Annotated in this window: 25 protein-coding genes and 7 tRNA genes; 23 read left to right on the forward strand and 9 right to left on the reverse strand. The window is 62.6% G+C overall.

What is annotated here, in order from left to right:
• Together ACFPB1_RS07365 and ACFPB1_RS07370 are read left to right on the forward strand one after the other, a co-directional pair.
• Nucleotides 1-664, forward strand: a 664-nt coding sequence (locus ACFPB1_RS07365; protein WP_379223556.1) for a hypothetical protein, incomplete at its 5' end; no start/stop codon positions are given.
• Nucleotides 665-957: 293 nt separating this feature from the next.
• Nucleotides 958-1,314, forward strand: a complete 357-nt coding sequence (locus ACFPB1_RS07370; protein ID WP_379223558.1) for a hypothetical protein — start codon at nt 958-960, stop codon at nt 1,312-1,314.
• Between the two features lie 88 nt (nt 1,315-1,402).
• Here ACFPB1_RS07370 and ACFPB1_RS07375 read toward each other — a convergent pair whose 3' ends face one another.
• Entirely contained in the window at nt 1,403-1,720 is a 318-nt protein-coding gene (locus tag ACFPB1_RS07375; protein WP_379223560.1) for a dehydrogenase, read from the reverse strand.
• A gap of 322 nt (nt 1,721-2,042) precedes the next feature.
• Nucleotides 2,043-2,489 (reverse strand): cupredoxin domain-containing protein, encoded by a 447-nt coding sequence (locus tag ACFPB1_RS07380; RefSeq protein ID WP_379223562.1) that lies wholly within the window; start codon nt 2,487-2,489, stop codon nt 2,043-2,045.
• A 187-nt stretch (nt 2,490-2,676) separates the two neighbouring features.
• On the opposite strand from ACFPB1_RS07380, the gene ACFPB1_RS07385 reads away from it, so the two are divergent.
• The 4 genes from ACFPB1_RS07385 (at nt 2,677) to ACFPB1_RS07400 (ending at nt 6,886) form a co-directional block, all read left to right on the forward strand.
• A complete protein-coding gene (locus ACFPB1_RS07385; protein ID WP_379223564.1) occupies nt 2,677-3,279 on the forward strand; it encodes a DedA family protein in 603 nt (200 codons plus the stop codon).
• A 98-nt stretch (nt 3,280-3,377) separates the two neighbouring features.
• Nucleotides 3,378-3,944, forward strand: a complete 567-nt coding sequence (locus tag ACFPB1_RS07390) for a thioredoxin family protein (protein WP_379223566.1) — start codon at nt 3,378-3,380, stop codon at nt 3,942-3,944.
• Nucleotides 3,945-4,577: an MBL fold metallo-hydrolase gene (locus ACFPB1_RS07395; RefSeq protein ID WP_379223569.1), complete on the forward strand. Its 633-nt coding sequence runs from the start codon at nt 3,945-3,947 to the stop codon at nt 4,575-4,577. It begins immediately after the preceding gene.
• A gap of 47 nt (nt 4,578-4,624) precedes the next feature.
• Complete coding sequence (locus ACFPB1_RS07400; RefSeq protein WP_379223571.1) at nt 4,625-6,886, forward strand: Tex family protein; 2,262 nt, start codon at nt 4,625-4,627, stop codon at nt 6,884-6,886.
• Nucleotides 6,887-7,018: 132 nt separating this feature from the next.
• Here ACFPB1_RS07400 and cmpA read toward each other — a convergent pair whose 3' ends face one another.
• Together cmpA and ACFPB1_RS07410 are read right to left on the reverse strand one after the other, a co-directional pair.
• A complete protein-coding gene (cmpA, locus tag ACFPB1_RS07405; protein ID WP_090640650.1) occupies nt 7,019-7,153 on the reverse strand; it encodes a cortex morphogenetic protein CmpA in 135 nt (44 codons plus the stop codon).
• Nucleotides 7,154-7,267: 114 nt separating this feature from the next.
• On the reverse strand, nt 7,268-7,621 hold the full coding sequence (locus tag ACFPB1_RS07410) for a hydrolase/acyltransferase (protein ID WP_379223574.1): 354 nt from the start codon (nt 7,619-7,621) through the stop codon (nt 7,268-7,270).
• A 101-nt stretch (nt 7,622-7,722) separates the two neighbouring features.
• Here ACFPB1_RS07410 and ACFPB1_RS07415 point away from each other — a divergent pair, with 101 nt between their 5' ends.
• The 10 genes from ACFPB1_RS07415 (at nt 7,723) to pyrB (ending at nt 11,741) form a co-directional block, all read left to right on the forward strand.
• Nucleotides 7,723-8,202 carry a SprT family protein gene (locus ACFPB1_RS07415; protein WP_379223576.1) on the forward strand — a complete coding sequence of 160 codons (480 nt, stop codon included), beginning with the start codon at nt 7,723-7,725 and terminating at the stop codon, nt 8,200-8,202.
• Nucleotides 8,203-8,230: 28 nt separating this feature from the next.
• Nucleotides 8,231-8,306: transfer RNA gene (locus ACFPB1_RS07420), tRNA-Asn, on the forward strand.
• Nucleotides 8,307-8,314: 8 nt separating this feature from the next.
• Nucleotides 8,315-8,402: transfer RNA gene (locus tag ACFPB1_RS07425), tRNA-Ser, on the forward strand.
• Between the two features lie 10 nt (nt 8,403-8,412).
• Nucleotides 8,413-8,487, forward strand: a tRNA-Glu gene (locus ACFPB1_RS07430).
• Nucleotides 8,488-8,520: 33 nt separating this feature from the next.
• A tRNA-Leu gene (locus ACFPB1_RS07435) sits at nt 8,521-8,605 on the forward strand.
• A gap of 291 nt (nt 8,606-8,896) precedes the next feature.
• A tRNA-Glu gene (locus ACFPB1_RS07440) sits at nt 8,897-8,971 on the forward strand.
• Nucleotides 8,972-8,985: 14 nt separating this feature from the next.
• A tRNA-Lys gene (locus ACFPB1_RS07445) sits at nt 8,986-9,058 on the forward strand.
• A gap of 39 nt (nt 9,059-9,097) precedes the next feature.
• Nucleotides 9,098-9,179, forward strand: a tRNA-Leu gene (locus tag ACFPB1_RS07450).
• Nucleotides 9,180-9,370: 191 nt separating this feature from the next.
• Nucleotides 9,371-10,726: a TrkH family potassium uptake protein gene (locus tag ACFPB1_RS07455; RefSeq protein WP_379223579.1), complete on the forward strand. Its 1,356-nt coding sequence runs from the start codon at nt 9,371-9,373 to the stop codon at nt 10,724-10,726.
• Nucleotides 10,727-10,811: 85 nt separating this feature from the next.
• Nucleotides 10,812-11,741 carry an aspartate carbamoyltransferase gene (gene pyrB / locus ACFPB1_RS07460; protein WP_379223581.1) on the forward strand — a complete coding sequence of 310 codons (930 nt, stop codon included), beginning with the start codon at nt 10,812-10,814 and terminating at the stop codon, nt 11,739-11,741.
• Between the two features lie 83 nt (nt 11,742-11,824).
• On the opposite strand, the gene map is transcribed toward pyrB, so the two are convergent.
• Nucleotides 11,825-12,571 carry a type I methionyl aminopeptidase gene (gene map, locus ACFPB1_RS07465; RefSeq protein WP_379223584.1) on the reverse strand — a complete coding sequence of 249 codons (747 nt, stop codon included), beginning with the start codon at nt 12,569-12,571 and terminating at the stop codon, nt 11,825-11,827.
• Between the two features lie 108 nt (nt 12,572-12,679).
• Between map and ACFPB1_RS07470 the strand changes: the two genes are divergently transcribed.
• Nucleotides 12,680-13,243, forward strand: coding sequence for an MOSC domain-containing protein (locus ACFPB1_RS07470; RefSeq protein WP_379223586.1), 564 nt, complete (start codon nt 12,680-12,682; stop codon nt 13,241-13,243).
• A 43-nt stretch (nt 13,244-13,286) separates the two neighbouring features.
• Here the strand turns inward: ACFPB1_RS07470 and ACFPB1_RS07475 are convergent, their stop codons facing one another.
• Nucleotides 13,287-14,087 carry an AraC family transcriptional regulator gene (locus ACFPB1_RS07475; RefSeq protein WP_379223588.1) on the reverse strand — a complete coding sequence of 267 codons (801 nt, stop codon included), beginning with the start codon at nt 14,085-14,087 and terminating at the stop codon, nt 13,287-13,289.
• A 148-nt stretch (nt 14,088-14,235) separates the two neighbouring features.
• Between ACFPB1_RS07475 and ACFPB1_RS07480 the strand changes: the two genes are divergently transcribed.
• On the forward strand, nt 14,236-15,012 hold the full coding sequence (locus tag ACFPB1_RS07480) for a sugar phosphate isomerase/epimerase family protein (protein ID WP_379223922.1): 777 nt from the start codon (nt 14,236-14,238) through the stop codon (nt 15,010-15,012).
• 37 nt (nt 15,013-15,049) lie between these two features.
• A complete protein-coding gene (locus ACFPB1_RS07485) occupies nt 15,050-16,069 on the forward strand; it encodes a Gfo/Idh/MocA family protein (RefSeq protein ID WP_379223590.1) in 1,020 nt (339 codons plus the stop codon).
• A 74-nt stretch (nt 16,070-16,143) separates the two neighbouring features.
• On the opposite strand, the gene ACFPB1_RS07490 is transcribed toward ACFPB1_RS07485, so the two are convergent.
• Nucleotides 16,144-16,977 (reverse strand): phytanoyl-CoA dioxygenase family protein, encoded by an 834-nt coding sequence (locus ACFPB1_RS07490; protein WP_379223592.1) that lies wholly within the window; start codon nt 16,975-16,977, stop codon nt 16,144-16,146.
• Between the two features lie 179 nt (nt 16,978-17,156).
• Between ACFPB1_RS07490 and ACFPB1_RS07495 the strand changes: the two genes are divergently transcribed.
• A complete protein-coding gene (locus tag ACFPB1_RS07495) occupies nt 17,157-18,041 on the forward strand; it encodes an AraC family transcriptional regulator (protein ID WP_379223594.1) in 885 nt (294 codons plus the stop codon).
• A 264-nt stretch (nt 18,042-18,305) separates the two neighbouring features.
• Here ACFPB1_RS07495 and ACFPB1_RS07500 read toward each other — a convergent pair whose 3' ends face one another.
• Together ACFPB1_RS07500 and ACFPB1_RS07505 are read right to left on the reverse strand one after the other, a co-directional pair.
• A complete protein-coding gene (locus ACFPB1_RS07500) occupies nt 18,306-19,124 on the reverse strand; it encodes a CAP domain-containing protein (RefSeq protein WP_379223596.1) in 819 nt (272 codons plus the stop codon).
• A 76-nt stretch (nt 19,125-19,200) separates the two neighbouring features.
• Nucleotides 19,201-21,231, reverse strand: a complete 2,031-nt coding sequence (locus tag ACFPB1_RS07505) for a beta-galactosidase (RefSeq protein ID WP_379223599.1) — start codon at nt 21,229-21,231, stop codon at nt 19,201-19,203.
• A 100-nt stretch (nt 21,232-21,331) separates the two neighbouring features.
• Here ACFPB1_RS07505 and ACFPB1_RS07510 point away from each other — a divergent pair, with 100 nt between their 5' ends.
• From ACFPB1_RS07510 to ACFPB1_RS07520, 3 genes are all read left to right on the forward strand, one after another.
• On the forward strand, nt 21,332-22,210 hold the full coding sequence (locus tag ACFPB1_RS07510; RefSeq protein WP_379223601.1) for an AraC family transcriptional regulator: 879 nt from the start codon (nt 21,332-21,334) through the stop codon (nt 22,208-22,210).
• Nucleotides 22,207-23,310, forward strand: coding sequence for an HNH endonuclease (locus tag ACFPB1_RS07515; RefSeq protein WP_379223603.1), 1,104 nt, complete (start codon nt 22,207-22,209; stop codon nt 23,308-23,310). The genes ACFPB1_RS07510 and ACFPB1_RS07515 overlap by 4 nt, the downstream gene beginning before the upstream one ends.
• Nucleotides 23,311-23,431: 121 nt before the next feature.
• On the forward strand, nt 23,432-24,199 hold the full coding sequence (locus ACFPB1_RS07520; protein WP_379223605.1) for a CAP domain-containing protein: 768 nt from the start codon (nt 23,432-23,434) through the stop codon (nt 24,197-24,199).
• The last annotated feature ends 110 nt before the right edge of the window (nt 24,200-24,309 follow it).

Consider the following 24,309-nt stretch of genomic DNA (forward strand, 5'->3'; position numbering starts at 1 on the left):
CGTGCTGAAAGCGGGCGGTGTCCTCTACACGGTGACCCCTTCGGCCCGCCATCTCGGCCCCCTGGTGGGCAGCCTGTCGGGGGCGGCGCCGCCCGTCATCGGCTATTGCGCCCTCACCGGGCGCTTCGATGCCGCCGTGCGGCACCGCGAGGCGGCCGCGGCCGTCGCCGGCGCAGCGCGCGCGGCCGCGCTCCGCGCGGCGCTCGAGGCGAATCCGTATTGGACCCGGATTCGCCTCGAGCTGGCACCGCTGGCGCCGCCGCGGGAACGGGCGGCGCTGCTCGCGGCCGGACTGCGCGTGGAGCCGCAGTCCGTGCCGCTGCTGTGGGCGCTCGGCCGGCTGTCCGCCGAGCGCGGGGACGTCTCAGGCGCGTCGGCGTACATGCGCCGCGCCTTGGCGCTGGACCGCTTCGACCGCGGGAAGCAGACGGAAGCGGTCGTGACGATGGCGCGGCTCGCGCGGGCGAAGCAGGCATCGGCGCGCTTCGCGGAAGCGCGGCTGGCGGCCGGCGCCGCCGAAGCGTTCTACGCGGGCTTCGCCGCGCTCGATCGGCGCTACGCCGCGAACGGGCGCCGCTTCGCGATGACGCCGGACGCCGCGGCCGCCGCGGAGCAGGGCCGCCTGCTGACGGCGCGGTTCGCCGCGGCCGGCCCCGCCGACTGAGCGGCACGCGCGGACCGAACGGCCGCGGCCGGCGGCACGCGCGGGGCGCGACTACGAACAAGGCCAAAGGCCAACCGGTGAATCAATCCCGGTTGGCCTTTTCGCCTTTGCACCGCCCACGCCACCAACATCACCCGCGCCACCAACGCCGCCACTGCCGCCAACACCGCCAACATCACGCCGCTCAGGCTGTGTCCGCCTTCACCAACGGGCCTTTGCACCGCGAGGATTGTCCAATCCCCGGGCAGGTCTGCCGCATATAGTGAAGCAACATACCACGAGGAGTGATGATAATGGCGTCCAAACGCGTGAAACCGCAGCCGTACGTGACCGGCTCCGGCAAAATGGTGCGCCGCGCGGTACCGGATAAGCTCATCCGGCAGACGGGACCGATCTTCGATCGGCTGACGGTCGTCTGGGTGCAGTTCAACGGCGTGCCCTTCGACACGACCGGCTTCTTCGCTCAGCTCGTCCGCAACGGCCGCGTCGTGTCCACCGCCTCGTTCGACCGCTTCGGCGTCGTGCGGTTCAACAACATCCCGACGCTGACGAACGTGTCGTACACGATCCGCACGTTCGACCGCAGCGGCTTCCTGTTCCGCTCCCGCTTCATTCCGGCGCGCGTCGAAACGTTCGCGATCATCGGCTGATCTTCTGCGCAATCCTCATTTCCGACAACGGCAGCGCGGCTCTTCCGAGGGAGAGGGCCGCGCTGCCGTTCCATGTTCAGCAGCGCGGTCATCCTCCGAATGCTTCCCGGAACGCCCTGCACAGCTTGTCGCGGTCCACTTCCCACAGCTCGGCGATGTCGGCGCTCACGTTCTCGTCCCACCAGTCGGAGAGCAGCTTGCGGTTGCTGGCATTTTCATGAATGAACGAGTAATTCAAAAACACTTTTTGCACGTAGAGCTTCTCGGCCAGCTCGATTTTCTCCTTCGGAATATAAACGCCGAGCCGCTTGACGGCGCGGTACAGCTCGTTTTCGCAGGCACGTTTGATTTTGCGCGCGCTGGGGTAGGCGGTCTCGTGCTTCTGGGCAGGACCGGATGGCTTCATCGTCACCGACTCCTCTCTTTACCCCTATATATGCGCCCGTCAGGCGATGCGTCACCGGCCGTTCGGGCTGGTCGGCGTCCCTTCGGATGCGGCAAGCGGAGGGGGTCTCCGGCCATCCGCCGCCGTACGCGGCGCACCCATCGCCGGCAGCGGCAAAAAGACCGGCCGCAGCCGGTCTTCATGTTCTTACATAAGGCTTACCGCGAGAGGCAGGGAAGGGAGCACGTCCAACGCAGCGGCGCGAACGCGGCCGTTTCCCAATGCCGCCTTTAACTCTGCCTTCGACTCGCATCGCCTTCAACCCGCACCACCCAACATCGCCTCACAGCACCGTAATATACCCTACCATCGGCCCGCCGTTCGCGAGCGACGTATGCGTCAGGCATTCGATGGCGAACGTGCCGCGCTGCTCTGCCGTGAAGCGCACCACCGTCGTCTGGCCTTTGTTCACTTCGCCCTTAACGCCGAGCTCTTGAATGACGAACGGATGGGACGCGCCGTTGACGCCGGTAATTCGCAGCTCCACAGCTTCGCCCTCGCGCACGACGATGGAGGCCGGGTCCCAGCGGTACACCTCCAGCTCCTTGCCGTCCCGCGTGGTCGTCTTGAATTCGCCGGTCACGAGCTCGAATACGCGCATCTCCTGCGGGGCGGACATGGCGTCGAGCGACGCGGTCCACTTCAGGCAGACAGCCGCGATCGCGGCCGCGAGCAGCAGCAGCCAGACGAGCCGAAGCCGTTTTTTGCGAATGACGAATATTTTGGGCATGCCGCGCCTCCTTTCCGTTATCGGTCTGCTTGTCTTACTGCCAGTCTATGACCAGAAATGGCCCGCGATGACTGCGCTGGAAGGCATGTCCGCAAATATGCTAGAATACCGTAAGAGAGAGAGACGATAGCCTCCTTGCACGGCATTAACGGCGTTAGAAGAGAAAACGACGGACGGGAGATGGAGCATGCTTCATGATTTGATGAACACCCTATTGGATTGGATTGAAAGTCTCGGCTATTTCGGCATTTTGATCGGCCTCATGATCGAGGTGATTCCGAGCGAAATCGTGCTGGGCTACGCGGGCTACCTGGTGTCGCAGCATTCGATTTCCTTCTTGGGCGCGTTCCTGTTCGGACTCGTCGGCGCCGTCGCGCAGCAGTGGATTCTGTACGCGATCGGGTATTACGCCGGCCGCCCGTTCTTCGAGAAATACGGGAAGTATATCAAAATCAAACCGAAGCACCTCGATCTGGCCGAGCGGTGGTTTCAGCGGTACGGAGACGGCATCGTGTTCACGGCCCGGTTCGTGCCGGTCATGCGCCAGGTCATCTCGGTGCCGGCGGGCATCGCGCGCATGTCGTTTTGGCGGTTCACGCTGCTGACCGGCATCGCCTCCGTTCCGTGGGTCCTCCTGTTCGTCTACTTGGGCCGCTCGCTCGGGGAGAATTGGCAGCACATCGATGAGAAGGCGGCGCCTTACGTGCAGCCGGCGATCTTGATCGCCATCGCGCTGCTGATCGTCTACGTAGTCTACAAATTGCTGAAGCGCCGGGGAAAAACGCTCTGAACCGTTTGTGCGGAGCCAAGGCGGTTTGATACAATGGAAGCGATAGGCAGACCTGGATTGATATCCAGCCCTCAGGGGCGATAGGGAGGCAGGATCTTATGGGCAAAAACATAGCGAACAAGCTGGGCAAAGGCATCAGTCCGCAGCAATTCGTCGACGGCATGATGAAGAACCAGGACGCGTTCAAGGATTGGGGCAATCGGTTCGAATGGGCGAACGCGGAGGACCGCGAGTTCTTCGCGTCGCTGAGCAACCGCGACGATCTGCGCAGCGTCATCATCGCGGCGGATTGGTGCGGCGACGTCGTGCGCAACATTCCGGTCGTGTTCAAGGCGCTGGAGCTGACCGGCATGCCGGTGGACGTGCTGATCATGGAAGAGCATCTCGACGCGATCGACCAGTTCCTGACGTACGGCGGACGCTCCATCCCGGTCGTCCTGATCGTCGACACCGGCGGCGCCGTGCTCGGCCAATGGGGCCCTCGCCCGACCTACATCCAAGAACCGATGGCGGCGTTCAAGCAAGCCAATCCGGACCGCGACGCCGCGGACTACCAGGAGAAGCTGGCGGCTACCCGCCAAGAGATCGGACGCCGCTATGGTGAAGGCACGGCGTACCAGCAATTGATCGTCTCCGAGCTTCGCGGCCTGCTCGCCTCCGTCTAAATGAATATTGAGACGTTCACGCTCGGCCCGCTGCAGACGAACTGCTACCTGGTCACCGAGGAAGCGGGCAAGCGGGCGTTCGTGGTCGATCCCGGCATGGGACCGAAGCGCTTGATCGCGCGCATCCGCGAACGCGGGCTGGAGCTGGAGGCGATCGTGCTGACGCACGCGCACTTCGATCATATGGGCGGCGTCGACGAGGTGCGGCTGGCGTTCGGCTGCCCGGTCTACCTGCACGACGAGGAGGCCGACTGGCTGGAGGATGCGCGCAAGAACGGCTCCGCCCGCTGGTCGGACGTCACGCCTCCGCTGACGACGGCGCCCGCGGAATACGCGCTGGCGGAGGGACAGCGGCTGGAGCTGATCGGCCATACGTTCACGGTGCTGCATACGCCGGGGCACTCGCCGGGCAGCGTAAGCCTGCTGTGCGGCGGCCATCTGATCAGCGGCGACGTGCTGTTCAAGCAGTCGGTCGGCCGCACGGACCTGCCGGGCGGCAAGGAGCGCGACCTGTACGACTCCATTCGGACGAAGCTGTACAAGCTGGATCCGGCGGTTCGGGTATATCCCGGCCATGGGCCGCAGACGACAATCGGATTTGAAATGGCCAACAACCCTTACGTGCCGGCCTAGCGCCGGTACGAAGGGTTCTATTCGTTATGGATGGAGGAAATCGCAACGTGGCTGAGACGAAGCAGCGGTTAAAGGATGAAGAGGCGGAAGGCGTCTCCGGCAAGCTCGAGCTGACGCCGGAAGAACGGGCGGCCGAGCAGGCGGCGATCGTCAAGCGGGTGTCGGCGGAGCTCAATCTGCCGCACGGCAAGGTGAAGGCGGCGGTGTCGCTGCTGGACGAGGGCAACACGATCCCGTTCATCGCGCGGTACCGGAAAGAGATGACCGGCGAGCTGGACGAGAACGAGCTGCGGTCCATCGAGGAGAAGCTGCAGTACATGCGCAACTTGGAGACCCGCAAGCGCGAGGTCATCCGGCTGATCGACGAGCAGGGCAAGCTGACGGAGGAGCTGCGGGGCGCGATCACTGCGGCGGCGAAGCTGCAGGAGATCGAGGACTTATACCGCCCGTTCCGGCAGAAGCGCAAGACCCGCGCCAGCGTCGCGCGGGAGAGAGGACTGGAGCCGCTCGCGCAGTGGCTGCTGTCTCAGCCGCGCCAGGGCGAGCCGCTGCAGGAGGCGGCCCGTTACGCCGATGCCGGCAAGGGCGTCGATACGGCGGAGGACGCGCTGCAGGGCGCGATGGACATCATCGCGGAGCAGCTGGCGGACGACGCCAAGACGCGCGCGTGGGTGCGGCGTTATACGTTCGATCACGGCGTGCTGCGCACGGAGGCGAAGGACGCGTCGCAGGAGACGGTCTACGAGATGTACTACAGCTACCAGGAGCCGCTTAAGAAGCTGCCGCCGCACCGGACGCTCGCGATCAACCGCGGCGAGCGGGAGGACGTGCTGCGCGTCGCGCTGGACGTGCCGGCGGACAAAATCCGCGACTACATGGACCGCCAGCTCGTCCGCGTCGGCACGGCGGCGGGCGTGCGCGCTGTGCTGGTCGCCACGATCGAGGATGCTTACAAGCGGCTGATCGCGCCGTCCATCGAGCGCGAGGTGCGGGGCGAGCTGACGGAGAAGGCGGAGGAGCACGCGATCGGGATTTTCTCGGCGAATCTGCGCAATCTGCTGCTGCAGCCGCCGGTGCGCGGCAGCGTCGTGCTCGGCGTCGACCCGGCTTTCCGGACGGGCTGCAAGCTGGCGGTCGTCGACGAGACTGGCAAGCTGCTGGAGGTCGCCGTGTCTTATCCGACGCCGCCGAACAACAAGGTGGCGGAAGCGGAGAAGCTCATCAACGGCCTGATTGACCGGTACGGCGTCGGCCTGATCGTCATCGGCAACGGCACGGCGTCGCGGGAGACGGAGCAGTTCATCGCGGGCCTCATCGGCAAGCGGAAGGACGATAAGAAGGCGGGGGCGGGAGAGCTCAAGTACATCATCGTCAACGAAGCGGGCGCGAGCGTGTACTCGGCCTCGAAGCTCGCGGCCGAGGAATTTCCGAAGCTGGACGTCGCCGAACGCAGCGCCGTGTCCATCGCGCGGCGGCTGCAGGATCCGCTGGCCGAGCTCGTGAAGATCGAGCCGAAGGCGATCGGCGTCGGGCAGTACCAGCACGACGTCAGCCAGAAGCGGCTCGAGGAGACGCTCGGGGGCGTCGTGGAGTCGGCGGTCAATCACGTCGGCGTCGACGTCAACACGGCCTCGCCCTCGCTGCTTGCCTACGTGGCGGGCATCAACGCGACCACTGCGAAGAACATCGTGAAGTTCCGCGAAGAAACCGGCGTCTTCACCAACCGCAAAACGCTGCAGAAGGTGCCGCGGCTCGGGGCCAAGACGTACGAGCAGTGCATCGGCTTCCTCCGCGTGCCCGAAAGCGCCAACCCGCTCGACCGGACGCCGATCCATCCGGAATCGTACGCCGTCGTGGACAAGCTGTGCGCCGAGCTCGGGCTGAAGCTGGACGCGCTCGGCAGCGAGGCCTTCCGTGCGGCGCTCGAAGCGCTGCATACGGACGAGATCGCCGCGCGGATCGGCGTCGGGGTGCCGACGCTGCGCGACATCGTCGACAGTCTGCTCCGTCCCGGCCGCGACCCGCGCGAAGAGCTGCCCGCGCCGATCTTCCATACCGACGTGCTTAGCATCGAGGATTTGACGCCGGGCATGGAGCTGCAGGGCACCGTGCGGAACGTCATCGACTTCGGGGCGTTCGTCGACATCGGCATCAAGAACGACGGGCTCGTCCACATCTCGCAGCTGAGCGGCAAGTTCGTCAAGCATCCCCTCGACGTCGTGTCCGTCGGCGACACGGTGACGGTCTGGGTGCTGAACGTCGATCTCAAAAAAGGCCGGGTCGGCCTAACGATGCGCAAGCCGGGCTGACCGGCGCGCGCGGCGACGGCAGCCGCGCCGCGCCAAAAAAAGGGTGTTATCTCCGAGCAGTCGCGGTCATCCCGTCACTGCAGAGAGATAGCACCCTTTTCCTTGAACGCCGGCCGTTCGAACGCGCATCGTTCACAAGCTTGCGGAGTCGTCTTCGGGACGTTGAGTGGTTCGATAGAAATACCAGCAGTCGTTCAGCAGCCGGATCTGCCGGCGGTCCTTCTTCAGGAACGCGCGCATCAGTTGGTTGCACAGCCATTGCGGCATCGCTGTCGCCCTCCTTCCAGTCTTCGCTCGTTGTACTAATCAGTGTATGGAAGTAGGCGGATGTCCGTGCAGGTCCAACCGTCGCGCGCGCAACAAAAGTCGGTTTTTCGCGTTCTACTGCTCGTACTCTTCTTCGTACCACTGCTCGAGCTGCGCCTGCAGGGCGCGGATCTCCGTCAGCAGCGAGACGAGGGGGTAGGACTTCTCTTCGATCGAGGCGAAGTCGCTTTCGAGCCGGTTCATGTAGTCCAGGCCGGAGTGGATCGCGATTGACTTGTCGTGCAGCTCGACGTCCGCGCATTCCGCGATTGCGTAAGGAAGCGCCGGCACATGGCTGGCCGTCAGCTTGTCGATCTCCTTGTGCAGGCGCAGATTAAGCGCGCTCAGCTGGTACGCGTGCGAAGCGGGCATTTCGACGAACGATACCTCCTGTCCGTGTTTCATGACGATGTACCGCATGATTGCCATATTAATGAATCTCCTTTCGATAGGAATCCGAGTAAAGCCTCTTGACAGTGTAGCGTATTCGTCCTTTAAAATTCAAGTATAACCGGGTAAGGAGATTGAAGATGCAGGATCACGTGTTGCAAGAATGGGTGGAGCGGGTGTCGCTGCAATATTTCGGACGGCCTTTCCGCCACCGCGCTACCTTTAACGGCAGGCTGAAGTCCACGGGCGGCCGCTATTTCACCAAGACGCACGATATCGAGATCAGTCCGCACCAGCTGCGCAACTTCGGCGAGGAAGAGACGGAGAAGATCATCAAGCACGAGCTGTGCCACTATCATTTGCATCTGCTGAAGCGCGGCTACAACCATCGCGACGACGATTTCAAGCAGCTGCTCGCGAAAGTCGGCGGGAGCAGGTACTGCAAGGCGCTTCCGGCGGGCGAGAAACGGAAGGCGGAACCGTACCGGTTCAAGCTGAAATGCCGCAGCTGCGGAATGGAATACATGCGCAAGCGGAGGACGGATCCGAGGCGCTACGCATGCGGCAAATGCCGCGGACAATTGGCACTTTTTCAGCTTGACTTCGCTTCCAAGACATGATACATTATTGCTTGTCACTAATTGCTATTCCCTGATAGCTCAGTTGGTAGAGCACTCGACTGTTAATCGAGTTGTCACAGGTTCGAGTCCTGTTCGGGGAGCCATTTCTCTTGGAGAAGTACCCAAGTGGCTCAAGGGGACCCTCTGCTAAGGGGTTAGACTGCGTAAGTGGTGCGAGGGTTCGAATCCCTCCTTCTCCGTTCGTTTTTAGGCCCGTTGGTCAAGTGGTTAAGACACCTCCCTTTCACGGAGGTAACAGGGGTTCGAGTCCCCTACGGGTCACCAGTTGAATACCCGATATGTTGCTCATATCGCTTTGCGGTCGTGGTGGAACGGCAGACACACCATCTTGAGGGGGTGGCGCCCACAAGGCGTGAGGGTTCAAATCCCTCCGACCGCACCAACCTTTACTTGAACCAAGTCCTTTCGTCGAAGGGCTTTTTTTATTGCCGATAACCGGGGTGAGAATGCCGAAGCAAGGTACCGCCTCGGATGAAGCAGGACGTTGCTGCATAGGCCTGTGGAGAATCGCGAATCCTACGGGTTATGGCGGCCGGACAACGCACCGATCTCGCGGATAAGCGCCGCGGATGAGCCAATACGGATTGCGAAAAAAAGTCTTGCCATCTCCCTGCGGGTTCGCTATAATAACTTTTGTTGTTTGCAAAAGAATTGTCGAAATACGACAAAACGCGGCCCGTTGGTCAAGTGGTTAAGACACCTCCCTTTCACGGAGGTAACAGGGGTTCGAGTCCCCTACGGGTCACCATTTCCTCTTCATGCGAGTCATTAGCTCAGTTGGTAGAGCACCTGACTTTTAATCAGGGTGTCGTAGGTTCGAGTCCTACATGACTCACTTTTCTTATTCGATATGGACAACCTCATATCGCACTCCGCGGTCGTGGTGGAACGGCAGACACACCATCTTGAGGGGGTGGCGCCCACAAGGCGTGAGGGTTCAAATCCCTCCGACCGCATTGAAGCAAGGCCGGTTTTCAGAATGGCGATCATTCTGGGGACCGGTCTTTTCCTTGTATCGGCATACGTGCGATTGCGGTCCATCCGCCGCTCGCCGGGAGGTTTTTTGCGTCTGGGACTGTATGCAGGCCCGGGTCTTCGTTTACAATTGTAAGATGCTGGACAACCTGGCGGAAAGGATGCCGCACTCATGCTAAAAAAAATACTGACGCTGCTTTCGCCGGCGCAGCTCATCTCGGCGGCGTATCTCGCGGTCGTCATCATCGTCGGCGTGCTGCTCATGCTGCCGGTCAGCCTGAAGCCGGGCGTCTCGATCTCGCCGCTCGACGCCATGTTCACGTCGGTCAGCGCGATCAGCGTAACCGGACTGACGGCGGTCGGGACAGGGGATACGTTCAGCGGCTTCGGCATCACGGTGCTGCTGTTTGCCTTCCAGTTCGGCGCGATCGGCATCATGACGCTCGGCGCGTTCTACTGGATGCTCATGGGCCAGCATATCGGCCTGCTGCAGCGCAAACTGATCATGATCGACCAGAACCGCAACAATCTGGCGGGCCTCGTCGAGCTGATGCGGCTCGTGCTGCTCCTGTCGCTCGCGATCGAGCTGATCGGCACGGCGCTGTTCGCCGTTTATTTCTATGCAACCGGTTCTTCGCACAGCATCGGCCACGCCTTGTATTACGGCTTGTTTCATGCCGTCTCCGCCTACACGAACGCCGGCTTCGACCTGTTCGGCGACTCGCTTATCCGCTATTCCGGCAGCTTCTACATTCAGATGCTGACGATGGTTCTGATCTTCGCCGGGGCGGTCGGCTTCCCGGTGATGGCAGAGCTCTGGCATTACTTGCGGAGAGGGAAGGGGAAGCGGTTCCGGTTCTCCCTGTTCACGAAGCTCACGCTCGTCACGCATGCCGTGCTGTTGTTCGGGGGGGCGTTCGTCATTCTGCTGACGGAAACGGGCCATTCGTTCGCGGGGCTGTCCCCTGGGCGGCAGGTCATGAGCGCGTTATTCCTCTCGGTCACGTCGCGCAGCGCCGGGCTCACGACCGTCGATGTGTCGACGCTGCACCAGGCTACGCTGCTGCTCGTCTCCGGCCTGATGTTCGTCGGCGCGAGCCCGTCGAGCGTCGGCGGGGGCGTGCGGACGACGACGATCGCCGTCATCTTCGTCACTATCGTCATGTTCTTCCGGGGCGAGCACGCGCCGCGGGCGTTCGGCCGATCGTTCAACCGCGAGGACGTGACGAAGAGCTTTGTCTTCTTCATGTTATCGTTGCTGCTCGTGACGGGGGGCATATTCGCGGTGCTCATCTCCGAGAAGCACAAGTACGATTTGTCGTGGGTCATCTTCGAGGTGACTTCCGCCTTCGGGACGTGCGGCATGTCGACGGGCATTACCGCCTCGCTGCATCCGCTCGCCAAGATGACGCTCATGCTGCTCATGTATTTCGGCCGCATCGGCATGTTCCTGTTCATCTCGCTGTTCCAGGCGCGGAAGAAGCAGAACGGCATCAAATATCCGGAAGAGAAGCTCATCATCGGCTAGGTCGAGGGAGGTTTGTCTCCGGCGCGGCCCTCCATTATAATCAGATGGAGTATCGCGAACTAGGGACAGGAAGGGAATGGACAGAATGAGCAAGCTGTATCATGTGCTGGGGGCCAAGCAGTTCGACCGGGCGTTTTTGGACGAGCTGTTCGCGGCGGCCAAGGATATGGAGGGGGTGGCCGATCAAGGCGGCGAGCTGCGCTATCCGAACAAGATCATGAGCACGCTGTTTTTCGAAGCGAGCACGCGGACGCGGTTTTCCTTCGAATCGGCGATGCACCGGCTCGGCGGCCGGGTCATCGGGACGGAGAATGCCAGTCAGTTCTCCTCGACCATCAAAGGGGAGACGCTGGAGGACACGATCCGGATCATCTCGGGCTACAGCGACCTGATCGTCCTGCGGCATACCGACATCGGAGCCGCGAAGCGGGCGGCAGCGGTATCGGGCGTGCCGGTCATCAACGCCGGCGACGGCTCCGGGGAGCATCCGACCCAGGCGCTGCTCGATCTGTACACGATCCAGAAGGAGCTCGGCGGCATCGACGGCGCGCACATCGCGATGATCGGGGATTTGACCTACGGCCGGACCGTGCATTCGCTCAGCTACCTGCTGGCCAACTACCGGGGCGTGCGCCTCTCGTTCGTCTCGCCGGACAATGTGCGCATCCCGTCGTACGTGAAGCAGTATTTGGACGAGCAGGGCGTCGCGTATACGGAAACGGCCGATCTGGAGAGCCTCGCGGGGGTAGCGGACGTGTATTACCAGACGCGCATCCAGAAGGAACGGTTCCCGTCGCTCGAGGAGTACGGCAAGGCGGAGGGCAAGTTCATCATCGACCGCGCGCTCGTCGAAGCGATGAAGCGCAGCGCGCTCATCCTGCATCCGCTTCCGCGCGCGGGCGAGATCCATCCGGACGTCGATTCGGATCCGCGGGCGGCGTATTTCCGGCAAGCCCAGAACGGCTTGTACATCCGAATGGCGCTGATCGAGCGCTGCCTCGGCGGCGGACGCTAGCCGCGCGCGACGCGGTCAAGGGAGACGAAGAGCCTTCCCGCCGGCGGCGGGAAGGCTCTTCGTCATACGTTACGGCTATGCGGTTATTGCTTCGTCAGAATGATGGGACCGTCCTCGGTGATCGCGATCGTATGCTCGTACTGGGCGGAGAGGCCGCCGTCGATCGTGCGCGCCGTCCAGCCGTCGCTGTCGATCTTGCTCTGCCAGGCGCCCGTGTTCAGCATCGGCTCGATCGTCATGACCATGCCGGCCTTCAGGCGAATGCCGCGTCCCGGCGGGCCGTAATGCGGCACCTGCGGCTCCTCGTGCATGTCCTGCCCGATGCCGTGGCCGATAAAGTCGCGGACGACGGAGAAGCCGTGCGATTCGGCGTATTGCTGGATCGCGTTCGACACGTCGCCCATGCGGTTGCCGACGACCGCCTGCTCGATGCCTTTGTACATCGACGCCTCGGTCACCTCCAGCAGCTTCGCCGCTTGCTCGGAGACGTTGCCGACGGGGTAGGACCACGCGGAATCCGCCAGCCAGCCGTTCAGGTTGACGACCATGTCGATCGTCACGATGTCGCCGTCCTTAAGCGCCGTGGCGGACGGGAAGCCGTGGCAGATGACGTCATTGACGGACGCGCAGGTCGCGAACGCATAACCTTTGTAGCCCTTTTGCTCCGGTGTGGCGCCGTGCTGCTTCAGAAACTTTTCGACGAACTGGTCGATCTCCTGCGTCGTGACGCCGGGTTTGACCATCGTCCGGATCTCGCGGTGGCAGGCCGCTAATATTTCGCCCGCCTTGCGCATGTGTTCGATTTCGTCTTTTGTTTTTAGAATGATCATGCTACACCTCTTTAATCGACTATTATAGAGAAAAATACGGTCAAGGTAAAGAATCGAGCCGCCCTCATGGCGGCCGAAGAACAGACGAGAAGGAGTCGGTGCAAGGACATGAAACCGGTGGAAGCGAGAGTGGAGGCCGTTCTGATGGCGGACCTCGGCATGGAGAGCTTCGAGACGAGAAGGCTGGCGGAGGCGGAGCTGGATTTCGGCGGCATTCGGGGAGATCGGCATTTCGGCATCACGGCGAAGGCCGACGTCCGGCAGCCGGAATATCCGCGGGGGACGGAAATTTTCAATCGGCGGCAGCTGACCGTCGTCTCCGCGGAAGAGTGCGCGGCCATTGCCGAAGCGCTGGGCGTGCCGGAGGTGAAGCCGGAGTGGCTGGGCGCCAATCTGCTGCTGTCCGGCCTGCCGGATCTGACCGCGCTGCCGCTCGGGTCGCGGATGATCTTCGGGAGCGGCGCCGGCCTGAACGGGCAGGGCGAGAATTTCCCGTGCACCGGGCCCGGCAAGCTCGTGCAGGCGAACTATCCGGAGGAGCCGAAGCTCGCGGCGCGCTTCGTGAAGGCCGCGTACCGGAAGCGCGGCATCGTCTGCTTCGTCGAGCGGCGCGGCGTGATCCGGCCCGGCGATACGGTCAGCGTCTGGGTCAACGACGGGACGCTGCAGTAAGACGAAACCGCGCGGGACGCGGCCGGATCCGGGCGGCTCGGCGCTATCGCCCGCGGAAAGCGGCCGGCGAGACGCCGTACTTCTGCCGAAAGACGCGGTAGAAGTACGAATAGCTGCCGAACCCGCATGTCTCCGCGACTTGTTCGAGCGTCATGCTGCTGTACTTGATCCGCTCGATCGCCATGGATAAGCGGACGTTTTGGGTATACTGAATGATGGTCAAGCCGAAGCATTCCTTGAACAGGTGAACGGTCCGCGACACGCTGAGGCCGACATGGGCGGCGACGTCCGCGACGGTGAAGGACAGCGCGGCTTGTTCGTCGATGAAATTTTTCATCCGCGTCGCGATGAACGATTTGCCCTGCAGCTCAGACTGCGTGTCCGCGGCGCGGTCGAGGCCCAGGCAGAGCGCGCGGAGCAAGTAATCGGCGAGCTCCGGATCCTCGTCCTCGAAGCGGCGCTTCTCCAGGATCAGCGCCTGCCAGAGCGACAGCCACCGCTCGTCCGGGACGACTTTGACCCGCTGCCGGCGCTCCTTGCGGTTCCACCACTGGTCGAGCCACTCGCCCTGGCAGATGACGAAATAATCGCCGCTCGATATGCCGGCGTCCGCGCCGGCAGGTTCGCCCTCCGGCTGCGCCGACACGTTCAGGCTGTAGGAATCGCCGGGCTTGAACATCAGGAGGTCGCCGGCTTCGACGCGCTGCATCCGGCCGTCGACGAGCGCCTCGCAGGCGCCCTCGGTCTGCAGCCGGAAGAGGTAGGCGCGCAGCCCCTCGGGATTGGTCATCTGGAACGGCTGCGTATGGTAGGAATAGCCGCAGCTCATGATTTCGGCGTACACGGGACAACCTCACTTTGTAGCAATATTGGACATGTCACGGTTATATAATACATCTTGTTAACGCTCGGAATCCACTATAATGGGTGTCAGATCGGTAAACCAACGCCGCGTAATCGGCGCTCGCGCCGGCACGCGGAAGGAAAGGACGATAACGAAGATGAAAATCGGATTGCAGTTGTATACGCTTCGCGACGAAACGGCGAAGGACATGAAGGGCACGCTCCGCAAAGTGGCGGCCATGGGGTACGAAGGCGTGGAATTCGCCGGCTACGGGGACATTCCCGCGGAAGAGATGCGCGACCTGCTCAAGGAGCTGAACCTGGTGCCGTTCGGCAGCCACGTGGGCCTCGCCAACCTCGAGAACAAGCTGGACGAAGAGATCGCCTATCTGAAAACGATCGGCGCGACGTACGTCGTCTGCCCTTGGATTTCGCCGGACAACGTCGCCCAGGGCGAATCGTTCTGGCGCGCGCTGATCGACAAGTTCGCCGGCATCGGCGAGCGTCTGAAGCAGGAAGGACTGCAGTTCGCCTACCATAACCACGACTTCGAATTCGCGCTGAAAATCGACGGCGAATTCGTCTTCGACGCCATGTACACGAAGCTGCCGGCGGATCTGCTGAAGGTTGAGATGGATATCGGCTGGGTGCAATATTCGAACCAGGATCCGCTCGCGTACATCGCGAAATACGCTGGCCGTCTGCCGCTGCTGCACCTGAAGGATTTCCGCAAGGGCGAACCGGGCAAGCAAATCGACACGGTCGAGCTCGGCCGCGGCGACCTGGCCCTGAACGACATTATCGCCGCCGCCGCGAAAGCGGACGTGGAATGGATCGTTGTCGAGCAGGATACGTGTGCGAACCCGCCGTTGGAATCCGTGCAGACTAGCATGGACTGGCTCAAGGCGAACGGTCACAAGGCGTAACGATAAACGAAACATTAGGGACAAGGAGCAAGCTAACATGACAACCATTCGCGTAGCCGTCGTCGGCTGCGGCGCGATCGCGCAGCGCCGCCATATTCCGGAATATGCCATCAACCCGAACGTCACGATCGTCGCGTTCGTCGACCCCGTGCTGGAGCGGGCGAACAAGCTCGCCGACGAATTCGGCGCCAAAGCGTTCGCCTCGTACGAAGAAATGCTGAAAGAGATCAAGCCGGACGCGGTCAGCGTCTGCACGCCGAACTACCTGCACGCGCCGGTCGCGATCGCGGCCGCTAACGCGGGCGCGCACGTGCTCGTCGAGAAGCCGATGGCGTCCACGGACGAGGAAGCCGCGGCGATGATCGAAGCGGCGAGCAAGAACGGCGTATACCTGATGGTCGGCCATAACCAGCGCCTGATGCCGCCGCACGTGAAGGCGAAGGCGATTCTGGACAGCGGCGTGCTCGGCCGCGTGCTGACGTTCCGCACGTCCTTCGGCCATCCCGGTCCGGAAGGCTGGAGCGTCGACGGCAAGGGCAGCTGGTTCTTCCGCCGGGACGAAGCGATCATGGGAGCCATGGGCGATCTCGGCGTGCACAAGTCCGACCTCATCCGCTACCTGCTGAGCGACGAAGTGGCGCAAGTCACGGGCTTCATTGGCACGCTGGACAAGAAGGACACCGACGTCGACGATAACGCGACGTGCCTGCTGCGGATGAAGAGCGGCGCGATCGGCACGCTCGTCGCCAGCTGGACGTATTACAAGGGCGAAGACAACAGCACGGTGCTCTGGTGCGAGAACGGCGTCATGAAGATCGGCACGGATCCGCACGATCAGATCATCGTCGAGCTTCGCGACGGCTCCGTCGAGCGGCATAACGTCGGCGCGATCAGCACGAACGAGAAGCAGCTGACGAGCGGCGTCATCGACGCGTTCGTGGATTGCCTCGTGACGAACACGCCGCCGAGCATTTCCGGCGAAGAGGGCCGCAAGTCGCTGGCCGTCATCCTGGCGGCGTTCGAGTCGCAGGCGACGGGCAAAGTCATCAACCTGTAAGCATCACGGCAAAAAAGCCCGGTTCAGACCGAAAGGTCGGAGCCGGGCTTTTCAATGTGGCCGATTCGGGTGAATCAGGCTTTGTACACGAGCGGATTAAGCGCGGACGCGGCCAGATCGCCCGGCGCGAGTCCGGGGAACCACGTCTTCATGTCGTTCTGCCGCGCGCTGCTGTCCGGCTCGGCGATGCGGACGCCGTCCGCGACGTAGATGATCGTCATGACCTCGCGCATCGTCCCGGTCGGATTGCCCGGAGCGGAATGGAGCGTCCAGCCGGCATGGAACGTTGCGTCTCCGGCCGCCATGGCGCCGTAGTTCGTCGTCGGCAGCTGCTTGCCCGCGATGAACGAGCCGAGCGTCTTGTGCGATTCGTCGGAGATGGCTTGGCGGCTCATGTAGCCGAGTTTCTGCGACTCGTCGACGAACGTCATGGAGCCGACCTCTTCGGATACCGGAACGAGCGGCATCCAGAGCGTGATCGTGTGCGGCGTGTCGAGCGGCCAGTACATTTGGTCCTGATGCCACGGCGTATGCCCGCCGCCCGGCTCCTTGAACAGCGCCTGGTCGTGATAGATGCGGACGCCGTCCACGCCCATCAGCTCCGCGGCGATTTTGGCGAAGCGCCTGGCCAGAACGAACCGTTTGGCGCCTTCGTTCAGCTGCCACAGGTTGCCGATCTGGATGAAGGCTTTGCCGTACGTGTCCCGCTCCGAGACGGGCTTCGTATGATAATCGCGTTCGCGGACGACGCCGGAGATAATAGGCTCGTACGCCGCGATTTCGTCGGGGGCCGCGACGCCCGTCAGTTTGATGTGGCCGTTCCGCTGATACGAAGCGATCTGCTCCGGGGACAGCGGATAATCGGATTGCAGCGATGGAAGCTGCGCGTAGTCGGCGTTGATGGCCATGTCGTTCTAACGTCTCCTTTGGGAACATCCGGTCCGGATGCGGGGTGGAATGACTCCATTATAGAGCGCGGCGCGCGGGGAATCTTTGTACCAAACCGTTGATTCTTTTGTCAAAAACGACTGAACCGTCTATAATGGAGGCGGAAGAGAACGCGCCGCGCGGGAAAGGATGAAAGCGCTTGTATCTATCCGAATTGCTGGTCCGCCATCCGGTCGTGCCGTATGTCCGCGAAGGCGATTATGCCGTCCGCAGCCCATGGACCGTAGGGGCGCGCCGGCTGCTCGATTACCTGATGATCTACATTCAAGAAGGCGAGTGCCTCTTTCACGTCGACGGCGAGCCGTACGAGTTCCGGGCCGGGGAGTTTTGTCTGATTCAACCGGGCAGCTTAACGGTGCTCGAAGGGAAAACGAATTCGATCACGCCGTTCGCCCACCTTGACTGGTTTTACGACGATGACCGCGAGGCGCGGTATCCGACGCGGCCCGGGCAGGTCGATCTGGCGCCGTACCGGCATCTGCTGCAGCCGCGGCTGAACGATCTGCAGGGCATTCATATCCCGGTCAAGCTTCGGCCGAAGCAGCCGGTACAGCTGCGCGACCGGTTCCTCGAGGTGGTCGAGAACTGGCAGAACCGCAGTCCGCTCGCGCAGCTGCGCGTCCAGACGCTTGCCTCGGAGCTGCTGCTCTCGATCCTCGACGATCATACGGAAGGGCTGAAGGAACCGGAACGCGCCGCGCCGCAGCCGCTTAGCTGGGTCACGTCGTTCATGTCGTTCCGTCTGTCGGAGCCGCTGTCCGTGCGGGAGATGGCGGCGCGCGCGAATTTGTCGCCGTCCCGCTTCAGCGCGAAGTTCAAGGCGCAGTTCGGCGTCGCCCCGCACCGGTACTTGCTGCGGCTGCGCATTCAGTACGCCCGGGAACTGCTCCGCCATTCGGCGCATTCCTTGGAGGACATCGCGGCGTACTGCGGATTCGCCGACGTGCATCATTTCGCCAAGACGTTCAAGAAGGAGGAAGGCTTGGCGCCGGGCGGCTACCGGAGCGGCGGCGAACCGGCGTGAACGAGAGGACGAGCGGTCAGTGGTTGCGAACCGGCGCAGGTGAGCGCACAACGAGCGCGAAGCAAAGCGAGCCAAGCGATAAACAGCGTGGACCAAAGCGAACCAAGCGACAAACTGCGTGAGCCAAAGCGAACCAAGCAAGAGACAAACTGCGCGAACCAAAAACCAAGCAAGACAATCGGCGTGTACCGGCCGGCGCCACGAGCGCGCACGAAAAAGCACGGCGTCTTCCGCTCGGGAAGCTGCCGTGCTTGATCGGACCATCTACGGACGGATGAATTCCTGCGTCCAATAAGGGTTCATGCTGCCGCCCTTGGCATAACCGACGCCAAGCTTGGTGTAGTTGGGGCTCAGGATGTTTTGGCGGTGGCCCGGGCTGTTCATCCAAGCGGTCATGACGGCTTGGACGTCCTGCTGGCCGGCCGCGATGTTCTCGCCCGCGTACGAATAGCTGACGCCGAACGATTTCATCATATCGAACGGACTGCCGTAGGTCGGCGATTGATGGTCGAAGTAGCCTTTGTCGCGCATGTCGGCCGACTTGGCCTGTGCGACCTTGTTCAGCTCGGCGCTGAGCGACAGCGGCTGAACGCCCGCTTTGGAGCGCTCCGCGTTCACTTTCTGCAGGATTTGGCTTGCGATGCTGGAATCGACCGTACCCGCGCCGCTGCCGCTCGTGCCCGTACCCGTTCCCGTACCAGTGCCGCCGCCCGTACCGGCGTTCGGATTCTGATAGTTCCCGGTATTGCCCGTATTGCCGTTGTAGTATCTGTTACCGGTATTGCCGGTCGTGCCGTTGTACACCCCAGGAACCAATTGGCGCAGCCAATCGTTCAGCGGGTTGACGTCCACGCCTCTGGCGCGCAGCGTGCGGTCGTTGTCGTAAACGTTGACGTTGTTCGGCCTGTCGGTCCGCGCATACATCGGCAGCCGGTCGACGGAGTTCGTGCGAATACGCTGGGCTTCCTTGCTTGCCGAGTGATACGTTCCGTTAGGCGCGGTGCCTCTGACGGAGTTATAGATGAGTGCCCCTACCCCGAAAGCCAACACGATGCCCAGCAGCGTTCCGAAAAATCTTTTCATCTGAGTATCAAGCTCCTTTCTAACCACTAATATGTTCAGCGGCAAAAGGGGCTATGCGGCTCGGAGGCGAGGGAGTTCAAGCAAAATGCTCCACGATCAGGACGCCGCGTCCCGCCAGCCGGACATCGCCGGAAACGGCTTGACCCGTGATCAAATCGGTGCCGGATAGGCCGTCCAGGCGGACCGTCGCCTCGGTTTCGTTATGGTTCAGCACGAACAGGTACGACTTGCCGTCGCGTTCGCGCCGCGTCACTTCTACGCCGGGCGCTTTGCCCGGAAGCGGCCGGATGTCTTTCGCCCGGCACAATTCGCCAAGCAGGCCTTGCAGGAATGCGGCGTCGGGAGCGGAGGCGACGTACCACGCTTCGCCTTCGCCGATGCGGTTGCGCGTCAGCACCGGCATGCCCCGGTAGAAATCCTCGCCGTATTCCGCCAGCACGTCCGCGCCTTCGGCGTGGATCAGGTCGCAGAGCAGGGTGCAGGCGTACGTGCCGTCCAACGCGCCGAACGGTTCGTTCATGACGATCGCGTTCGCGCGGCCGGGGAACAGCGCGTCGATCTCTTCCGCCCAAATGCCGAGCAGCTTGCGCAGCTCGCCCGGATACCCGCCGAGCGTGACGAGGTCATTCTCGTTCACGATGCCGCTGAAGAACGTGGTCAGGAACGTGCCGCCGTCCGCGACGAACCGTTCCAGGCGATCGGCCATGCCCGGCTTGACCATATACATGACGGGCGCCAGCACGATGTCGTACCCGGACAGGTCGTCTTCGAAGGAAATCAAGTCGACCTGATGCCCGAGCTCGTACAGCGCGTCGTAGTACCGCTGGATTTCATTGACGTACTTCAGGTCGACGGACGGTCCGCTCGACAGCTCGATCGCCCAGCGGTTCTCCCAATCGTACATGATCGCGATGCGGCTCGGCAGCCGCGTACCGAGCAGCTTCGAGCCGAAGCGGTCCAACTCCCGGCCGAGCTCCGCGCACTCTCGGAAGACGCGGGTATGCTCGTGGCCGGCGTGCTCGATCAAGGCGCCGTGATACTTCTCGCAGGCGCCGACGGAGCGGCGGAGCTGGAAGAACATGACGCTGTCGGAGCCGTGCGCCACGGCCTGGTAGCTCCATAGCCGCATGACGCCGGGGCGCTTCAGCGTATTGTAGGCCTGCCAGTTCTGCTGGCTCGGCGTCTGCTCCATGAGCAGGAACGGCTGGCCGCCCTTCAGGCCGCGCATCAGGTCATGCGTCATGGCTGTGAAGCTGACCGGTGTATCCATGCCGGGATAATTGTCCCAGGAGACGATGTCCATTTCCTTCGCCCATTTGAAGTAATCGAGCGGCTTGTACGTGCCCATGAGGTTGGTCGTGACCGGGACGTTCGGCGTATGCCGGCGGACCGCGTCGCGCTCCAGCTTATAGCAGTCGAGCATGCTGTCGGAATTGAAGCGGGCGTAATCGAGCGAGATGCCCTGGAAGTTCGTGCGCGTCTCGGCCCATTGTTCGGAGAGCGCGTTCGGCGGGACGATCTCGTCCCAGTCGTAGAACGTATGGCTCCAGAAGCGGGTGTTCCACTGTTCGTTCAGCTTCTCGAGCGTGCCGTATTTCCGCTGCAGCCAGACGCGGAAGGCCGCCGCGCAGTTGTCGCAGTAGCAGTCGCCGCCGTATTCGTTGGAGATATGCCACAGCAGCAGCGCGGGGTGGTCCTTGTAGCGGTCCGCCAGCTTGTCCGCGAGGCGCTCGGCGTACAGGCGGTAGGACGGGCTGTTCGGGCAGGAATTGTGCCGGCCGCCGAATTTGCGCTTGCGGCCTTCGAAGTCCGTGCGAAACACGTCCGGATGGCGCCGGGCCATCCAGGCGGGATGCGCTCCCGTGCCCGTGGCGAGGCAGGCCAGGATGCCGTTGTCCGCCAGCATGTCCATGATGCGGTCAAGCGTCGAGAAATCGTACGTATCTTCATCCGGCTGAATCATCGCCCACGAGAATACGTTGACGGTGGCGACGTTCATGCCGGCCAGCTCCAGCATGCGCATATCCTCCGGCCAGACGGAAGGATCCCACTGCTCCGGGTTGTAGTCTCCGCCATATAACATTTTGGGCAGATGCGTCGTATCCATGTTTTAAGCTCCCCTTTGCTGTGAATAGTGATAATAAGTCCATTTTATGGTATGCTTGTCCGTAAGGATATATAAAATACGATTGGCAGGATATGATAATATGGAACAGCTGGATGAATATCGCATCTTGCAGGCGAATGCCCATCGGAATCGTTACATGTTTACGCTCGGCGAATTCGATTTGCCGTTATATATGGACAGCATCGGCTACAACCCGGATCAGGAATCGGTAGATCGGACGAAAGGCTATCCGAACTTTCATTGGCTGCAGACGCTGGAGGGCGAAGGGGAGTTCGTGCTGAACGGGCGCCGGTATGCGCTGCCCCCGGGCAACGGCTCGCTGCTCTTCCCGGGCGTGCCGCACGCCTATGCCGCCAAAGGCGGCAAGAAGTGGTCGACCCTGTACGTGACCTTCGGCGGCGAATTGGCCGGCTCCATGCTGGCGGCGCTCGGCATCCGGCATACGGAATGGCTCCACTGGAACCAGGACGCGCCGATTACGTCGCAGCTCGTGCAGATGATCGAACTGGTGCAGAAGGACGAGGACCGGACGGGGCTGAACGCCTCGGCGGCGCTGTACCGGTTTTTGACGATGGTGAAGATATACGGCCAGAAAGGCGGACGCTCGTCCGTCCATCAGCATCTGGAGAAGCTGGATCCGCTGCTGCACTGGCTCGACGAACAGTACGGCGACCCCGAGATCGGGCTGGCCGATATGGCGATGCAGCTCGACATCAGCCCCCGGTACTTGAATTCCCTGTTCCGGCAGGCGTTCGGCATCACGGCGTATGCGTATCTGATTCGGCTTCGCATCATGAAGTCTAAGGAAATGATGAGCTTCGGCGACAACAAGCTCTCCATCAAGGAAATCGCCCAGCTGTCGGGGTACCGGGATTCCAGCCATTTCATCGCGGCATTCGGCAAGGCGGAAGGCATGACGCCGGAGCAGTTTCGCAAGCTGCACGGGCTTATGATATGAACGAGACGAACGGAGCGGAAACGACGATGACGGAAATGAAAACATGCGCGGTCTGCGGTGCGGAAAAGCCGCTGTCCGCCTATACGAAGCGGTCGGGAAGCGCGGGAAGGCGCGGCACTTGCCGGGCGTGTCTCCGCCGGCGCAAGCGCGTCGCGGAGCTGCCGGGCGAAGCGGGGGCGCCGGCGATGACGTCCGCGGCCGCGGAGACGGCGGCCGCAGGCCCGGCGCCGGCGCGGCGCTCGCCGCGGACGGCGGCTAGCGCGGGCGAGCCGGCCGCGGGGGCTGTGGGCGCCGCCGCGGCGAGTGCCGCCGCGAAAGGCGCTGCGGCGGAAGACGCCGCCGCCGAGGACGACGAGGCGGCGGCGAAGCCGAAGCGGAAGCGGCGCCGCAGAAGGAAGAAGCCGGCGGAGCTGCGCCGGCAGGACGCGGCGCGCGATGCGGCCGAGCCCGCGGCGCCGGCGCGCGCCGATGCGCCGGCCGATGTCGCGGAGCCGGCGGCCGCGGACGGCGGCGTCCCGGCGCCGGAAGCGCCGGCGGCGGAGCCCGGCGGTGCGGCGGCCGAGCAGGCGCCGCCGCGCAAGCGGAAGCGCAAGCGCCGCCGCGGGAAGGCTGCGAAGCGCCAGGCCGGGCGGGACGCCGAAGCGCCGGCCGGCGCCGGCCGGCGCCCGCCGAACCGGACCATCCATCCCGTGAAGGGCAATTTTTCGTTCAAGACGTCGCTCTTGAACGACCGCGGGCGCGGGATGATAAGGCTGCGCGGCCGCCGCGAGACGGGCAAGCGCTGGTCGACGGAGATTCCGACGGAGATGGCCGTCCGGATGGTGGAGGAAGGCGCGGCGGGCATCATTCACCCCGGCCTCATCCATAAGCTGTACACGAAGGCCGATTTCCGGATTCTCGTGCTGCAGCGGGACGATTACGTCTGCCGGTATTGCGGCAATTACGGGGACACGATCGACCACGTGCTGCCGAAGTCCAAGGGCGGCTTATCCACGCCGGCGAACTGCGTCTGCGCCTGCGCGGAGTGCAATCTGAAGAAGGCGGACAGCCTCGATTACGTCGACGACGAAGCGCTGCAGCACTACTTTATTCAGACCTGATGCCCGCGATGGTTCCGGTTTCAATGGAAAATTTTATGGGGTTATCAGAAGGTTACTCCCGTGTTACCATGGGTGGCGTCGGAAGGCCGGCAACACTTTAGCACATGAGGAGGATCATTTCATGAACATGCAACCGTTTCGCATAGGCGTCGCAAGCGTTCTCGCGGCAGGACTGATCGCGCTTGGAGGCGCGGCGTTTAATAAAGCGGAGGCAGCGGCTCCGAACGCTTCCGTAACGTATAAAGTGACGAGCAACGACACGCTTTATCAAATCGCTCAAAAATACGGCATCGACCTGAACGCGCTGCTCGGCGCGAATCCGTCCCTCGGGAACCCGAACTTCATCTGGCCCGGCATTATCGTAAGCATACCGGGAACCGGCGGATGGCACCCCGGCACGGGCTCCGGAACGAACCCAGGTACGGGTACGACGAACCCAGGTACGGGCACGACGAACCCGGGCACAGGCACGACGAACCCAGGCACGGGCACGACGAACCCGGGCACGGGCACGACGGACCAAAGCCAATTCGCATCGCAAGTCGTGACGCTCGTGAACAAGGAGCGCGCGAACGCGGGGCTGCCCGCGCTGAAATCCGACGCGCTGCTGACGAAGGTCGCCATGGACAAAGCGAAAGACATGTACGCCAAGAACTACTTCGACCATAACTCCCCGACCTACGGCTCGCCATTCGATATGATGCGTGCCTACGGCGTGAACTATTCTTACGCCGGCGAGAACATCGCCAAGGGCCAGCGCACGCCGCAGGAAGTCATGACGGCCTGGATGAACAGCGCCGGCCACAAGGCGAACATCCTGGGCAGCCACTACGGCAAGATCGGCGTGGCGTACTATAACGGCGAGTGGGTACAGGAATTCACGAACTAAACGACGGTTAATCCCGCGCTTTACGCGAAAGGCGGCCCTTCTTTGGGCCGCCTTTCTTTACATTCGGGCGGGCGCCGTTTATGATATAACCAATGGTTAGCGATTGATAG

Source organism: Paenibacillus sp. GCM10023250, assembly GCF_042653205.1.
GTDB lineage: Bacteria > Bacillota > Bacilli > Paenibacillales > Paenibacillaceae > Paenibacillus_Z.

Bases quoted from the DNA above. Each gene is read 5' to 3' on its own strand.
- ACFPB1_RS07520 (WP_379223605.1), top strand. From the start codon at position 23,432: ATGAACATGCAACCGTTTCGCATAGGCGTCGCAAGCGTTCTCGCGGCA.
- ACFPB1_RS07490 (WP_379223592.1), bottom strand. From the start codon at position 16,977: ATGGCCATCAACGCCGACTACGCGCAGCTTCCATCGCTGCAATCCGAT.
- ACFPB1_RS07415 (WP_379223576.1), top strand. From the start codon at position 7,723: ATGCAGGATCACGTGTTGCAAGAATGGGTGGAGCGGGTGTCGCTGCAA.
- ACFPB1_RS07515 (WP_379223603.1), top strand. From the start codon at position 22,207: ATGAACGAGACGAACGGAGCGGAAACGACGATGACGGAAATGAAAACA.
- ACFPB1_RS07375 (WP_379223560.1), bottom strand. From the start codon at position 1,720: ATGAAGCCATCCGGTCCTGCCCAGAAGCACGAGACCGCCTACCCCAGC.
- ACFPB1_RS07505 (WP_379223599.1), bottom strand. From the start codon at position 21,231: ATGGATACGACGCATCTGCCCAAAATGTTATATGGCGGAGACTACAAC.
- ACFPB1_RS07500 (WP_379223596.1), bottom strand. From the start codon at position 19,124: ATGAAAAGATTTTTCGGAACGCTGCTGGGCATCGTGTTGGCTTTCGGG.
- ACFPB1_RS07370 (WP_379223558.1), top strand. From the start codon at position 958: ATGGCGTCCAAACGCGTGAAACCGCAGCCGTACGTGACCGGCTCCGGC.
- map (WP_379223584.1), bottom strand. From the start codon at position 12,571: ATGATCATTCTAAAAACAAAAGACGAAATCGAACACATGCGCAAGGCG.
- ACFPB1_RS07385 (WP_379223564.1), top strand. From the start codon at position 2,677: ATGCTTCATGATTTGATGAACACCCTATTGGATTGGATTGAAAGTCTC.
- ACFPB1_RS07390 (WP_379223566.1), top strand. From the start codon at position 3,378: ATGGGCAAAAACATAGCGAACAAGCTGGGCAAAGGCATCAGTCCGCAG.
- ACFPB1_RS07395 (WP_379223569.1), top strand. From the start codon at position 3,945: ATGAATATTGAGACGTTCACGCTCGGCCCGCTGCAGACGAACTGCTAC.
- ACFPB1_RS07510 (WP_379223601.1), top strand. From the start codon at position 21,332: ATGGAACAGCTGGATGAATATCGCATCTTGCAGGCGAATGCCCATCGG.
- ACFPB1_RS07380 (WP_379223562.1), bottom strand. From the start codon at position 2,489: ATGCCCAAAATATTCGTCATTCGCAAAAAACGGCTTCGGCTCGTCTGG.
- ACFPB1_RS07455 (WP_379223579.1), top strand. From the start codon at position 9,371: ATGCTAAAAAAAATACTGACGCTGCTTTCGCCGGCGCAGCTCATCTCG.
- ACFPB1_RS07470 (WP_379223586.1), top strand. From the start codon at position 12,680: ATGAAACCGGTGGAAGCGAGAGTGGAGGCCGTTCTGATGGCGGACCTC.
- cmpA (WP_090640650.1), bottom strand. From the start codon at position 7,153: ATGCCGCAATGGCTGTGCAACCAACTGATGCGCGCGTTCCTGAAGAAG.
- ACFPB1_RS07410 (WP_379223574.1), bottom strand. From the start codon at position 7,621: ATGGCAATCATGCGGTACATCGTCATGAAACACGGACAGGAGGTATCG.
- pyrB (WP_379223581.1), top strand. From the start codon at position 10,812: ATGAGCAAGCTGTATCATGTGCTGGGGGCCAAGCAGTTCGACCGGGCG.
- ACFPB1_RS07485 (WP_379223590.1), top strand. From the start codon at position 15,050: ATGACAACCATTCGCGTAGCCGTCGTCGGCTGCGGCGCGATCGCGCAG.